Here is a 14041-nt window from a genome sequence, read left to right as displayed (position 1 = left end):
GGCCCGGTGGCGCCCCCGTCACGCGCTATTGCGGGGGCGCCCGGGTCGGCGTAGACCTTGTGGTCCGGGACACACCACGGACATCGGGGGCACAGCCATGCGCGAGCACGGAACGAGCCGTACGAGATTCGGCTGGACGGCACTGGCGGCCGCGGGCGCGCTGGCGCTCTCGGCGTGCGGCGGCGGTCCGCAGCCGGGTCCGGAGCGGACCGGGGCGGGCGAACCGTCGGCGCGGCGCGTGGAGCTGCCGAAACTGGACGGCGAGAAGCTCTCGGTGGCGGCCGTCTGGACGGGCGGGGAACAGGCCAACTTCACGAAGGTGCTGAAGGAGTTCGAGAAGCGGACGGGCGCCTCCGTCACCTTCGTCCCGGCGCAGGACCCGATCGTCACCTTCCTCGGCACCAAGATCGCGGGGGGTCAGCCGCCGGACGTGGCGCTGCTCCCGCAGGTCGGGGCGCTGGTGTCGGCGGTGAAGAACAAGTGGGTGCAGCCGGTGGGCCCGGAGGCGACGGCGCAGCTGGACGCGAACTACTCGCCGGGCTGGAAGAAGCTGGGCGCGGTCGACGGAACCCAGTACGGGGTGTACTACAAGGCGGCGAACAAGTCGCTGGTCTGGTACAACGCGAAGGCCTTCGAGGCGGCGGGGGTCAAGCCCCCGGGGACCTGGAAGGAGCTGCTCGCGGCGGCCGACACCCTTTCCGCGTCGGGCACGCCGGCGGTGTCGGTGGCGGGCGCGGACGGCTGGACCCTGACGGACTGGTTCGAGAACGTCTACCTCTCGCAGGCGGGCCCGGAGAAGTACGACCGGCTGGCCCGGCACGAGCTGAAGTGGACGGACGACAGCGTCAAGCAGGCGCTGACCACGCTGGGCGAACTGTTCGGACGCAAGGACTACCTGGCGGGCGGGACGGCCGGGGCGCTGGCGACGGAGTTCCCGAAGTCGGTGACGCAGACCTTCACCGGCGGTGACCGGCCCGCGGCGGCGATGGTCTTCGAGGGCGACTTCGTGGCGGTGAACATCGCGCAGACCCAGGCGAAGGTCGGCGAGGACGCGCTGGTGTTCCCCTTCCCGGCGGTGGGCGCGAAGGCGCCGGTGGTCTCGGGCGGTGACGTGGCGGTGGCGCTGAAGGCGTCGAAGGGGGCACAGGCGCTGCTGACGTTCCTGGCGTCGGCGGACGCGGCGGAGATCCAGGCCCGGGAGGGCGGTTTCATCTCCCCGAACAAGGCGGTGGCCCCGGGCGCGTACCCCAACGACATCCAGCGGGGCATCGCGAAGGCGCTGATCGCGGCGGGCGACGACTTCCGCTTCGACATGTCGGACCAGGCTCCGGCCGCCTTCGGCGGGACGCCGGGGGCCGGGGAGTGGAAGACGCTCCAGGACTTCCTGGCGAACCCGTCGGACGTGGCGGGCACCCAGGCGAAACTGGAGGCGGACGCGGCCAAGGCGTACGGGAACTGATCCCGTGCCGGCCACGGTCGAAAACGGTCCGCCCGCCGGACCGCCCCGTCCGGCGCCCCGTCCGGCGCCCCGCGCGGCGCGGGCGTCCGGCCTGCGGTCGGACGCCGGGCGCCGCCGGCTGGTGGCGGCGGCGTTCCTGCTGCCGGCGCTGGTGCTGCTGGGGGCACTGGTCGTGCAGCCCATCGGCTACTCCCTCTACCGCAGCCTCTTCGACCGCTCCGGCGACGTGTTCGTGGGGGCGGCCAACTACGGGGAGATCGTGCGGGATCCGACGATCCGTACCGCGCTGGGCAATACGGCGCTGTGGGTGGTGCTGGCGCCGACGACGGCCACCGCCCTCGGGCTGATCTTCGCGGTGCTGACCGAACGGGTGCGCTGGGGCACGGCGTTCAAGCTGCTGGTGTTCATGCCGATGGCGATCTCGATGCTGGCGGCGGGCATCATCTTCCGGCTGGTCTACGACCACGACCCGCAGCGGGGGGTGGCCAACGCGGTGTGGGTGGGGGTGCACGACACCTTCGCCGAGTCGTCCGCGTTCCCGAAGGCCCGCCCGGGCCGGGACTCCCCGCTGGAGCCGGCCGAGGGCGGCGCGTTCGTGACGCGTACGGCGGTACGGGCGGGGGTGCCGGTGATGCTGCCGCTGGTCGGGGTGGCGCCGGAGGACCTGCCGGCGGGGACCCGTACGGCCGGGGTGGCCGCCGCGGAGCCGGGGAAGGTGACCGGCACCGTCTGGCAGGACTTCACCCGGGGCGGCGGCGGCCGGACGAACGCGGTCGACGCCACCGAGCAGGGGTTCTCCGGGATGCGGGTGGAGGCGGTGCGGGACGGGCGGGTGGTGGCCTCGGCGACGGCCCGCGCGGACGGCACCTTCTCCCTGCCGGCGGCGGCCGACGGGGCGCGGCTGCGGCTGCCCGGCGCCAACTTCCGGGCCGCGTACGCGGGGGTGGAGTGGCTCGGCCCGACGCTGGTGACCCCGGCGGTGATCGGGGCGTACGTATGGATGTGGGCCGGTTTCGCGATGGTGCTGATCGGGGCCGGGCTGGCCGCCGTACCGCGGGAGCTGCTGGAGGCGGCGCGGGTCGACGGGGCGGGCGAGTGGCAGGTGTTCCGGCGGATCACGGTGCCGTTGCTGGCGCCGGTGCTGTCGGTGGTGCTGGTGACCCTCGTCATCAACGTGATGAAGATCTTCGACCTGGTCTTCGTGATCGCGCCGGGCGCGGTGCAGGACGACGCGAACGTGCTCGCGCTCCAGCTGTACCGCACCTCGTTCGGGACGGACGCCGACCAGGGGCTGGGCAGTGCCATCGCGGTGCTGCTGCTGGTCCTGGTGGTGCCGGTGATGCTGGTGAACATCCGCAGGCTGCGCAAGGAGGGGGACCGATGAGCACACCCGCCGTCGGCCGGCTCGCGGCGCGCGCCGCGTCCGGGGCCGTCCGCGTCTTCCTCGTCCTGGCGGCGCTGTTCTGGCTGCTGCCCACGCTCGGCCTGCTGATCTCCTCGTTCCTGTCCCCCACCGACCTGAACACCGGCGGCTGGTGGCAGGTGCTGACCGAGCCGTCGAAGCTGACGGCGGCGAACTACTCCCGGCTGCTGGCGAACGACACCATCACCGGTTCGCTGCTGAACACGGTGGCGATCGCCGTCCCGGCGACGCTGCTCGTGGTCGCCCTGGGCTCGCTCGCCGGATACGCCTTCGCCTGGCTGGAGTTCCCCGGGCGCGACGGGCTCTTCCTGGTCGTGGTGGGGCTGCTGGTGGTCCCGGTGCAGGTGGCGCTGATCCCGGTGTCCCGGCTCTTCGGCGCCGTCGGGCTGTTCGAGACCACGGCGGGGGTGGTGCTGTTCCACACCGCGTTCGGGCTGCCGTTCGCGGTGTTCCTGCTGCGGAACTTCTTCGCGCAGATCCCGCGCGAACTGCTGGAGGCGGCCCGCCTGGACGGGGCGGGCGAACTGCGCCTGTTCGCCCGGGTGGTGCTGCCGCTGGGCGGACCGGCCATCGCCTCGCTCGGCATCTTCCAGTTCCTGTGGGTGTGGAACGACATGCTGGTCGCGCTGGTCTTCGCGGACTCGGCGCACCCGCCGGTCACCGTCGCGCTCCAGCAGCAGGTGAGGCAGTTCGGGAACAACATCGACGTGCTGGCGCCGGGGGCGTTCCTGTCGATGGTGGTGCCGCTCGTCGTGTTCTTCGCGTTCCAGCGGCAGTTCGTGACGGGGGTGATGGCCGGAGCCGTCAAGTAACGGCGCGATCAAGGGGTTGACGTGCGGCGTTGACGCTGGGTAACCCGAATGCCGCGCGCCGCGTAACCCGAACGCCGCGCGCGGGGTTCCTGGGCCACCTGCCCGCGCCGACCCCTGGATGTGCCGTGCCCCGGTTCAGCGTCATCGTGCCCGCGTACAAGGTTCAGGCGTACCTCCAGGAGAGCCTGGAGTCGGTCCTGTCCCAGTCGTACCCGGATCTGGAGCTGATCGCGGTGGACGACGCCTCCCCGGACGCCTGCGGTTCGATCATCGACGAGTACGCGGCGCGCGACCCCCGGGTCACCGCGGTGCACCTGGCGCACACCCTCGGCCCGGGCCCGGCCCGCAACGCGGGCCTGGCCCGGGCGAGCGGCGACTACCTGGTCTTCCTCGACGGCGACGACACCCTGGCGCCCGGCGCGCTCCAGGCCGTCACCGACCGCCTGAAGGCCACCGGCTCCCCCGACGTCCTCGTGTACGACCACGCCAGCACCTGCTGGACCGGCGAGGCGGTGCGCGACCGGTTCGCGCACCGCCTCACCGAGGAGGGCCCGGCCAGCTTCCGCCTCGCCGACCGGCCGGCGCTGCTCGGCATGCCGGCGGTGGTGTGGAACAAGGCCTACCGCCGCGAGTACGTGGAACGCGAGGGCCTCGCATTCCCGCCCGGCCTCTACGAGGACACCCCCTGGACCTATCCGGCGCTGCTGGCCGCCGAGTCCGTCGCCGTCCTGGACCGGGTCTGCGTGCACCACCGCCGACGCCGCACCGGATCCCTCCTGACCACCTCGACCCGCCGCCACCTCGACGTCCTCGACCAGTACGAGCGGGTCTTCGGCCACCTCGCCACCCGCCCCGGACTGGAGCGCTGGCGGCCCGCCGTGCACCGGCGGATGGCGGAACACCTCTGCGCCCTGTACGCCGACCCGCGCCGCCTCCCGCGCGCCGCACGCGCCGAGTTCTTCGCGCGGGCCTCGGTCCTGCTGCGCCGCCACCGGGCCCCGGGCGCGGGCTCCGGCTCGCCGCCCCCGTCCCTGTCGCGCGCCGACCGGCTGCGGCACGGCCTGATGCGGCTCGGGCTGCGGCGCGCCTACGGGCTGCTGTCCGTGCTGCGCGCGGCGGGCCTGGCGGCGGGCGGCACGGCCGGAGCCCTGGGCCGGGGGCTGCGCGAGTGCGCGCTGCGCGCCCACTACCGCCTCCAGCGGTTGCTGCCGCTGCGCCCGGAGCTGGCCGTCTTCTCCGCGTACTGGCACGGCGGCTACGCCTGCAATCCGGCGGCGATCGAGGCGAAGCTGCGGGAGCTGGCCCCGCGGATGCGCACGGCCTGGATCTGCGGTCCGGAGCACGCCGCGACGCTGCCGCCCGAGACGACCGCGCTGCGGCCCGGCTCGGCCGCGTACTGGAGCGCCCTGGCCCGGGCCACGTACCTCACCACGAACGTCAACTTCGACCGCGCGCTGGTCAAGCGGCCGGGGCAGATCCTGCTGCAGACCCAGCACGGCACCCCGCTCAAGCGGGTCGGCCTCGACCTCCAGGACCGCCCGGCGGCCACCCCGACCACGGACTTCGCGGGTCTGCTGCGCGGCGCCGACCAGTGGGACTACCTGCTCTCCGCTAACCGGCACTCCACGCTGGTGTGGGAGCGGGCCGTGCCCTCCTCGTACACCACCCTGGAGTACGGCTACCCGCGCAACGACGCCTTCCACCGGGCCACCCAGTCCGACGTGCTGGCGCTGCGGGAGCGCCTCGGGATCCCGCCGGGCTCCTGCGCGATCCTGTACGCCCCCACGCACCGCGACTACCGCCGCAGCCGGCCCGAGCACCTGGACTTCGAGCGGGTCCTGCGTGACCTGGGCCCGCGCTTCGTCCTGCTCGCCCGCACCCACCTGACGTACGCGGGCACCGACCGGCCCTGGGACGCGCACCCCCGGCTGATCGACGTCTGCGCGTACCCGTCGGTGGAGGAGCTCTGCCTGGCCTCGGACGCGCTCGTCACGGACTACTCGTCCCTGATGTTCGACTACGCGGCGCTCGACCGGCCGATCGTGATCCACGCGGACGACTGGGAGGCGTACGAGGCCGCCCGGGGCACCTACTTCGACCTGCGGGCCTGCCCGCCGGGGGCGGTCGCGCGCACGGAGGACGAGCTGGTCGACATCTTCGCCACCGGCCACTGGCAGGGCTCGCGCTCGGCGCAGCTGCGGTCGGCCTTCCGGACCCGGTTCTGTTCCTTCGACGACGGGTACGCCGCCGAGCGGGTCGTGCGCCGAGTCTTCCTCGGCCAGTCCGCGACGCTCCCGGCGGTCACCCCGCTGGAGGAGCGCCGGCCCGCCCCGGCGGCCCCGGCGCCGGTCCCGGAGCCGGCCCTGACCCCGCGCTTCGCCTACTGACCGCTCGGGGCCGGCTCCGTACCCCGGGTCGGCCCGCGGCCGGCCCCGCCGTCAGTCCGCCCGCAGGCCCGCCACCACGGACCGGGCCAGCTCGTCCAGGTACCCGGCCGCGACGGCGTCCCGTACGACCACCTGGCGCCAGTACAGCGGCCCGATCGCCAGGTCGAGCGCCCGGTCGGGGCAGGCCGTCGCCGGGAGCTCCCCGCGCCCGACGGCCTCGGCGACGATGCCCTCGGCGAGCCGCTTCTGGCCGTCCAGCAGGGCGCCCCGCACCGCGTCCGCGATCTCGGGGTTGCGGGCTGCCTCCACCAGGAGGTCGGGGATCACCGCCGAGGCCACCGGGTGGCGCAGTACGTGTGACATGACCTCCAGCAGGGCCCGTACGTCCCCGTACAGCGAGCCCGTGGCCGGTACCGGGATCCCGTCGGCGGCGACGGCGCCCACCAGGTCGAGCACCAGGTGCAGCTTGGACTTCCAGCGCCGGTAGACGGCGGTCTTGCCGACCCCGGCCCGGCGGGCGATGCCCTCGATCGACATCCGGGCGAAGCCCACCGCCGCCAGTTCCTCCACGACCGCGGCGCGGATCGCCTCGGTCACGTCCTCGCGCAGGACGGCGGCCCCTGCGGGGGCGCGGCGGGCGGGGGCGGGGGCGGGCTCGGTGGTCATGCACAGAGCATAGCGGCGGCATCGTCACGACGATACGGTTGCGTTCCGACGCCGGAACGCCCTAACCTCACCGTAGCGACGATACGGACCCGTCCCATCGCCAGCGGCGCCCCGCCCCCGTCGAAAGCGACCCCCGTGACCGTGACCAGCGACACCGCGAAGAGCGTCACCGCGAAGAGCAACACCGCCCAGAGCGACACCGCCGAGAGCGACACCGCACCGCCGACCGCCGCGGAGCTGGCGGCGGCCCACGGCCTGACCGTCAGCGGCGCCCGCCCCTCCCTGCCCCGCTACCTCGCGCAGCTCTGGGGCCGGCGCCACTTCGTGACGGCGTACGCCAGCGCCCGCATGCACGCCACGTACAGCACGGCCAAGCTCGGCCAGGTCTGGCACCTGATGACGCCGCTGCTCAACGCGGCCGTCTACTACTTCATCTTCGGCATCGTGATGCACGCCAGCCACGGCGTCTCCGACTACCTGCCGTTCCTCATCACCGGCGTCTTCGTCTGGGACTTCATCGGCAGCTCCATCAACGCCGGCACCCGCGCCGTCCACGGCAACCTCGGCCTGGTCCGCGCCCTGCACTTCCCCCGCGCCAGCCTGCCCATCTCCTCCGTCGTGCAGCTCTTCCAGCAGCTGCTCGTCACCATGGGCGCCCTGGTCATCCTGCTCCTCGCCTTCGGCCAGACCCCCGGCCCGGCCTGGCTGATCGCCCTGCCGGCCCTGTTCCTGATGGCCGTCTTCTGCGCGGGCTGCGCCCTGGTGATGGCCCGCATCGGCAGCAAGAGCCCGGACGTCAGCCAGCTGATGCCCTTCGTGCTCCGCACCTGGATGTACTCCTCGGGCGTGATGTGGTCCATCGACTCCATCCTGAAGACGGACCAGCTGCCCCACTGGGTCGCCCTCGCGCTCAAGACCAACCCGGCGGCCGTCTACATCGACCTCATGCGCTTCGCCCTGATCGACAGCTTCAAGGCGTCGTCGCTGCCCCACCACGTCTGGCCGATCGCCATCGGCTGGGCCCTGCTCGCCGGCGTCGGCGGGTTCGTCTACTTCTGGAAGGCAGAGGAGGAGTACGGCCGTGGCTGACACCCTGACCCGCAGCACGACACCCACCACCGCTCCCGGCCCCGCCGCCCCCGGCGGGCGGATCCCCACCGTGATCGCCGACGAGGTCCACGTCGTCTACAAGGTGCACGGCTCCGGCACCCGCAAGGGCGGCGCCACCGCCGCCCTCAGCCGGATCTTCTCCCGCACGCCCGCCCCCGGCGTCCGCGAGGTGCACGCCGTCAGGGGCGTCAGCTTCACCGCGTACAAGGGCGAGGCGATCGGGCTCATCGGCTCCAACGGATCGGGCAAGTCCACCCTCCTGAAGGCCATCGCCGGCCTCCAGCCGGTGGCCTCCGGGGCCGTCTACTCGCACGGCCAGCCCTCGCTCCTGGGCGTGAACGCGGCCCTGATGAACGACCTCACCGGCGAACGCAACGTGGTCCTCGGCGGCCTCGCCATGGGCATGACCCGCCGGCAGATCCACGAGCGCTACCAGGACATCGTCGACTTCTCCGGCATCAACGAGAAGGGCGACTTCATCTCCCTGCCCATGCGCACCTACTCCTCCGGCATGGGCGCCCGGCTGCGGTTCTCCATCGCCGCCGCCAAGGACCACGACGTCCTGATGATCGACGAGGCCCTGGCCACCGGCGACGCCGCCTTCCAGCGCCGCAGCCAGGCCCGCATCGAGGAGCTCCGCGCCCGCGCCGGCACCGTCTTCCTCGTCAGCCACGGCATCGGCACCGTCCGCGAGACCTGCGACCGCGCGATCTGGCTCGAATCGGGCGTCCTGCGCATGGACGGCCCCTCCGCGGAGGTCTGCGACGCCTACGAGGCCTTCACCCGCCGCTGAAAGACGGGCGGGCCCGGGACCACCAGTGGTCCCGGGCCCGCCCGTTCGCCGTTCGCCGTACGGCGCCGGCTACGCGTGGACGCGCAGCAGCGAACGCATCGTCCGCATCGCCACCGACAGGTTCGCCAGGTCGAAGTCGTCCGAACCCCGGATCTCGTCCAGGGTCGTCCGGGCCCGGCCGATGATCGCCGCGTTCTTCTCCTCCCAGAGCTTGAACCGCTCCTCGGGAGTCGCGTCCCCGTCGCCCACCGCCAGCACGTCGGCGGTCAGCGCGGCGTGCGCCGCGAACAGGTCCTCGCGGATGGAGGCACGGGCCATCGACTGCCAGCGGTCGGACCGCGGCAGTTCGATGATCCGGTCCATCAGCTGGGTGATGTCCAGCCGGTCGGCGAGGTCGTAGTACACCTCGGCGACGGACAGCGGGTCCACGCCCGTGCGGTCCGAGATGGCGACGATGTCCAGCGTCGGGAACGCCGAGGAGAAGCCGGCCACCTTCGCCGCGAGCTCCTCCGGCACGCCCTCGCCGGTCAGCTCGTCCATGATCGACCGGTACCACTCCAGGTCCGCGCCGCGCACCAGCTTCGGCAGCTCGGCCCAGACCTGCTCCACCCGGGACGAGAACAGCTCGATGGTCTCGGTGATCTGGAGCGGCTGCGGCCGGTTGTTGAGCAGCCAGCGCGTACCGCGCTCGACCAGACGGCGCGAGTGCAGCCGCACCCGGGTCTGGACGTCGGCCGCGACCTTGTTGTCGAGCGCCTCGACGGCGTCCCACACCTCGGCCAGGCCGAAGATCTCGCGGGCCGACAGCTGCGCCCGCACGATCTCCTCGGTGGACGCCCCGGTCTCCTCCCGCAGACGGTGCAGGAAGGTCGTACCACCGGTGTTGACGGTGTCGTTGACCAGCAGGGTCGTGATGATCTCCCGGCGCAGGGCGTGCGCGTCGATCTGCTCGGGGAACTTCGCGCGCAGGGCGCCCGGGAAGTACGCGTGCAGCAGACGGCGCAGGTACGGGTCGTCCGGCAGCCCGGTGGCGATGAGCTCGTCCGCCACCGTGATCTTGGTGTACGCGAACAGGACGGCCAGCTCCGGCTGGGTCAGGCCCTTGCCGTTGCTCAGCAGCTCGCGGATCTGCCGGTCCGTGGGCAGGAACTCCAGCTGCCGGTCGAGCCGTCCGGTCCGCTCCAGGCGGCGCATGAAGCGCTGCTGCGCGTGGAGCAGGCTCGGCGCCTGGGCGGCGCCGTTGGCGAGCGCGGTGTTCTGCGCGTAGTTGTTGCGCAGCACCAGGTGGCCGACCTCGTCGGTCATCTCGGCGAGCAGCTTGTTGCGCTGCTTGACCGTCATGTCGCCGTCCGAGACCACCGCGTTCAGCAGGATCTTGATGTTCACCTCGTGGTCGGAGGTGTCCACGCCCGCGCTGTTGTCGATGGCATCGGTGTTGACCTTGCCGCCCTCGCCGCCGGCGCCGGTGCGGGCGAACTCGATGCGGCCGAGCTGGGTCAGGCCCAGGTTGCCGCCCTCGCCGATCACCTTGGCGCGGACGTCGGAGCCGTTGACGCGGATGGCGTCGTTGGCCTTGTCGCCGACATCGGCGTGGGTCTCGGCGGTGGCCTTGACGTACGTGCCGATGCCGCCGTTCCACAGCAGGTCCACGGGGGCCTGGAGGATGGTCTGCATCAGCTCGGCCGGGGTCATCTTGGTGACGCCCGCCTCGATGCCGAGGGCCGCCCGCATCTGCGCGTTGACCGGGATGGCCTTGGCGCTGCGCGGGTGGATCCCGCCGCCGGCCGACAACAGCGCGGTGTCGTAGTCCGCCCAGGAGGAGCGGGGCAGGTCGAACAGCCGGCGGCGCTCCGCGTAGGAGGTGGCCGCGTCCGGCGTCGGGTCGATGAAGATGTGCCGGTGGTCGAAGGCCGCGACGAGGCGGATGTGCTCGGAGAGCAGCATGCCGTTGCCGAAGACGTCGCCGGACATGTCGCCGACGCCGACGACCGTGAAGTCCTCGGTCTGGGTGTCGTGGCCCAGCTCGCGGAAGTGCCGCTTGACCGACTCCCAGGCGCCGCGGGCGGTGATGCCCATGCCCTTGTGGTCGTAGCCCGCGGAGCCGCCGGAGGCGAACGCGTCGCCCAGCCAGAAGCCGTAGGACTCCGCCACGCCGTTGGCGATGTCGGAGAAGGTGGCGGTGCCCTTGTCGGCGGCGACGACGAGGTAGGTGTCGTCCTCGTCGTGACGGACCACGGCCTTGGGCGGCACGACCTCCCCGGCGACCATGTTGTCGGTGATGTCCAGCAGCGCCGAGATGAAGATCTTGTACGAGGCGATGCCCTCGGCGAGCCACGCGTCGCGGTCCACCGCCGGGTCCGGCAGGTTCTTCGCGACGAAGCCGCCCTTGGCGCCGACCGGCACGATCACCGTGTTCTTGACCATCTGCGCCTTGACCAGGCCCAGGACCTCCGTACGGAAGTCCTCACGGCGGTCGGACCAGCGCAGGCCGCCGCGGGCGACCTTGCCGAAGCGCAGGTGGACGCCCTCCACGCGCGGGGAGTACACCCAGATCTCGTAGGCGGGGCGCGGCGCGGGCAGGTCCGGGATGGCCTGCGGGTCGAACTTCATCGACACGTAGGAGTGCGGCTCGCCCGCGTCGTTCGGCTGGAAGAAGTTGGTGCGCAGCGTCGCCTTGATCAGGGTGAGGAAGGCCCGCAGGATCCGGTCCTCGTCGAGCGAGGCGACCTGGTCCAGGGCTCCGTCGAGCTCCTCCAGCATGGCGTCGATGAGCTCGGTGCCGGCGGACTGGCGGCCGGGCGACATCCGGGCCTCGAACAGCGAGACCAGCAGCCGGGTGGTGTGGACGTTGTTGCGGAGGGTGTCCTCCATGTAGTCCTGGCTGAAGGTGGAACCGGCCTGGCGCAGGTACTTCGCGTACGCGCGCAGCACGACCGCCTGCCGCCAGGTCAGCCCGGCGCCGAGGACGAGGGTGTTGAAGTTGTCGTTCTCGGCCTCGCCGGTCCAGACGGCCGCGAAGGCCTCCTGGAAGCGCTCGCGGGCGTCGTCGCCGAGGTAGGAGTCCCCGTTGCCCGGCGCCAGCGGCATCCGCAGCCCGAAGTCGTAGATCCAGGCGCTGACCCGGTCGGTGCGGCGCAGCTCGTACGGCCGCTCGTCGGTGACCTCGACGCCCAGACGCTGCAGGACGGGCAGGACGGCGGAGAGGGAGACCTGCTCGCCGGTGCGGTAGATCTTGAACCGGCGCTCGCCGGGGCCCGCGCCGACGGGCTCGTACAGCGACAGCGCGAACTCGCGCTCGCTGGCGGAGAGCCGCTCCAGGTGGCACAGGTCGGCGACGGCCGCGCGCGGCGAGTGGTCGGCCTTGTAGCCCTCGGGGAACGAGGTGCCGTACTTGCGCAGCAGCTCGGCGGCGCGCTCCTCGCCCAGCTCGGCGACCAGGGCCTCGCCGAAGCCGTCGGCCCAGGAGCGGGCCGCGTCGACGAGGCGGCCCTCGATGCGCTCGACGTCGGCGTCGGTCAGCGCGGGCAGCTCGGTGCCCTGCGGGACGCGGACGACGAAGTGGATCCGGGAGAGGATCGACTCGGTGTTCCAGGCGGTGAAGTCGACGCTGATGCCGTCGAGCTCCTCCTTCAGGATGTCGATCAGACGCAGCCGCACGCCGGTGGTGTAGCGGTCGCGCGGCAGGTAGACGAGCGCGGAGTAGTAGCGGCCGTACTCGTCCTGGCGCAGGTACAGCCGCAGCCGGCGGCGCTCCTGGAGGTACAGCACGGAGGTGACGATGGACCGCAGCTGGTCGACCGGGGTCTGGAACAGCTCGTCGCGCGGGTAGGTCTCCAGGATCTGGAGCAGGTCGCGGCCGTCGTGGCTGGACGGGGAGAAGCCGGCGCCGTCGAGGACCTCGGTGACCTTGCGGCGGATCACCGGGACGCGGCGCACCGACTCGGTGTACGCGGCGGAGGAGAACAGGCCGAGGAAGCGGCGCTCGCCGACCACGTTGCCGTCGGCGTCGAACTTCTTCACGCCGACGTAGTCGAGGTAGGACGGGCGGTGGACCGTGGAGCGGCTGTTGGCCTTGGTCAGCACCAGCAGGCGGTGCTCGCGGGCCTTGGCGCGCGCGTCGGCGGGCAGCCGGTTGAAGGACGGGGACACCGGGTGGCCGTCCTCCTTGCCGCTGTGCAGCGGGTCGGAGCGCAGGATGCCGAGGCCGGTGCCGGGAACGGCGGTCAGGGCGTCGCCGTCGACGAGGTTGTACTCGCGGAAGCCGAGGAAGGTGAAGTGGTCGTCGGCGAGCCAGCGCAGCAGCTCGCGGGCCTCTTCGAGCTCGTACTCGCGCAGGTCGGGCGCGGTGGGCTCGGCGGGGAGCTCGTCGGCGATGCGCAGCGCGGCGTCACGCATCTTCTCCCAGTCCTCGACGGACTCGCGGACGTCGGACAGGACGCGCAGCAGGTCGACGGTGATCTGCTTGAGGTCGGCCTTGTCGGTCTCGCGGTCGATCTCGACGTGGATCCACGATTCGACGAGCGAGTCGTGGGGGCGCGCGGTCCGGGGGCCGTGGGCGTCGCAGTCGGGGCCGAGGATCTCGATCAGCTTGCCGGTGACGTCACGGCGCACGACGACCTGCGGGTGGATCACGACGTGGATGCCGCGGCCCTGGCGGGACAGCTCGTTGGTGACGGAGTCGACGAGGAAGGGCATGTCGTCGGTGACGACCTCGACGACCGAGTGGCTGGAGGTCCAGCCGTTCTCCTCGACCGTGGGGGTGTGCACGCGGACGTTCGCCGTGCCCTGCGGCCGGTTCTCGGCGAGCCGGTAGTGGGAGAGCGCCGCACCGAACACGTCGACCGGATCCCGGTCGCCGAGGTCTTCGGGGGCGGTGTGCAGGTAGTAGCGCTGGAGGTAGGAGAGCGTGGTGCCCTTTTCGGGACGCTCCCCTTGCTCGGACCCAGTCGGAAGTAGCCCCCCGGCCGGGCTGTTCTCAGCTACCCGTGCCGCCCGCGCGAGCAGCTCGGCCTTTGCTTCGTCCAGCTTGGTCTGCATGTCCTCTGGCTCCTGTCGCGCGCCATTGCGTGACGTAGGTGAAGGAAGGATGGACGCAGCTCCGCCCCGGGGCGGTGCGTGCGTCCGGATGGGGTGTCGACGCGCTCGCGTCGGATGAGCCGACCGGGAGGGATTCGGCCATGATCTGCAGGACGTCCCGGCGGCGGGGACCAGCGAGGGCCCGGGCACGGAAGTGCGCCGGGCGCGGGCCGGGGGCGTCCGTGCCCCCGATGACTATCGCGCTGATCACGGGTACAAGGCTATCTCGCCCCACCCCCCGCTCGTCATTGACAGCATCTGTACAAATCCCGGGGGGAAACCTGGACACTCTGGCCAGCGACGCCGCCATCCGGA

At 72.3% G+C, this 14041-nt stretch carries 8 protein-coding genes; 6 read left to right on the top strand and 2 right to left on the bottom strand.

Features of this window, described 5'->3' with window-relative positions:
* The first annotated feature begins 97 nt into the window (after positions 1-97).
* The 4 genes from ACFYYT_RS04270 (at position 98) to ACFYYT_RS04255 (ending at position 6081) form a co-directional block, all read left to right on the top strand.
* Positions 98-1459, top strand: a complete 1362-nt coding sequence (locus ACFYYT_RS04270; protein ID WP_351826874.1) for an ABC transporter substrate-binding protein — start codon at positions 98-100, stop codon at positions 1457-1459.
* A gap of 4 nt (positions 1460-1463) precedes the next feature.
* The gene (locus ACFYYT_RS04265) at positions 1464-2843 is read left to right on the top strand and encodes a carbohydrate ABC transporter permease (protein ID WP_388606919.1); all 1380 of its coding nucleotides are present in this window, start codon (positions 1464-1466) and stop codon (positions 2841-2843) included.
* Complete coding sequence (locus tag ACFYYT_RS04260) at positions 2840-3694, top strand: carbohydrate ABC transporter permease (RefSeq protein WP_351826875.1); 855 nt, start codon at positions 2840-2842, stop codon at positions 3692-3694. Before ACFYYT_RS04265 ends, ACFYYT_RS04260 begins: the two co-directional genes overlap by 4 nt.
* 125 nt (positions 3695-3819) lie before the next feature.
* Positions 3820-6081 (top strand): bifunctional glycosyltransferase family 2 protein/CDP-glycerol:glycerophosphate glycerophosphotransferase, encoded by a 2262-nt coding sequence (locus ACFYYT_RS04255; protein ID WP_351826876.1) that lies wholly within the window; start codon positions 3820-3822, stop codon positions 6079-6081.
* A 51-nt stretch (positions 6082-6132) separates the two neighbouring features.
* On the opposite strand, the gene ACFYYT_RS04250 is transcribed toward ACFYYT_RS04255, so the two are convergent.
* Positions 6133-6747 carry a TetR/AcrR family transcriptional regulator gene (locus ACFYYT_RS04250; RefSeq protein WP_351826877.1) on the bottom strand — a complete coding sequence of 205 codons (615 nt, stop codon included), beginning with the start codon at positions 6745-6747 and terminating at the stop codon, positions 6133-6135.
* Between the two features lie 237 nt (positions 6748-6984).
* On the opposite strand from ACFYYT_RS04250, the gene ACFYYT_RS04245 reads away from it, so the two are divergent.
* Together ACFYYT_RS04245 and ACFYYT_RS04240 are read left to right on the top strand one after the other, a co-directional pair.
* On the top strand, positions 6985-7836 hold the full coding sequence (locus tag ACFYYT_RS04245) for an ABC transporter permease (RefSeq protein WP_351826904.1): 852 nt from the start codon (positions 6985-6987) through the stop codon (positions 7834-7836).
* Between the two features lie 4 nt (positions 7837-7840).
* Positions 7841-8650 carry an ABC transporter ATP-binding protein gene (locus tag ACFYYT_RS04240; RefSeq protein ID WP_351826905.1) on the top strand — a complete coding sequence of 270 codons (810 nt, stop codon included), beginning with the start codon at positions 7841-7843 and terminating at the stop codon, positions 8648-8650.
* 69 nt (positions 8651-8719) lie between these two features.
* Here ACFYYT_RS04240 and ACFYYT_RS04235 read toward each other — a convergent pair whose 3' ends face one another.
* On the bottom strand, positions 8720-13687 hold the full coding sequence (locus ACFYYT_RS04235) for an NAD-glutamate dehydrogenase (RefSeq protein ID WP_351826878.1): 4968 nt from the start codon (positions 13685-13687) through the stop codon (positions 8720-8722).
* Between the last annotated feature and the right edge of the window lie 354 nt (positions 13688-14041).

Origin of the sequence: Streptomyces sp. NPDC002032, assembly GCF_042890765.1 — a bacterium.
GTDB lineage: Bacteria > Actinomycetota > Actinomycetes > Streptomycetales > Streptomycetaceae > Streptomyces.
This window is presented reverse-complemented; position numbering and strand designations above follow the sequence as displayed.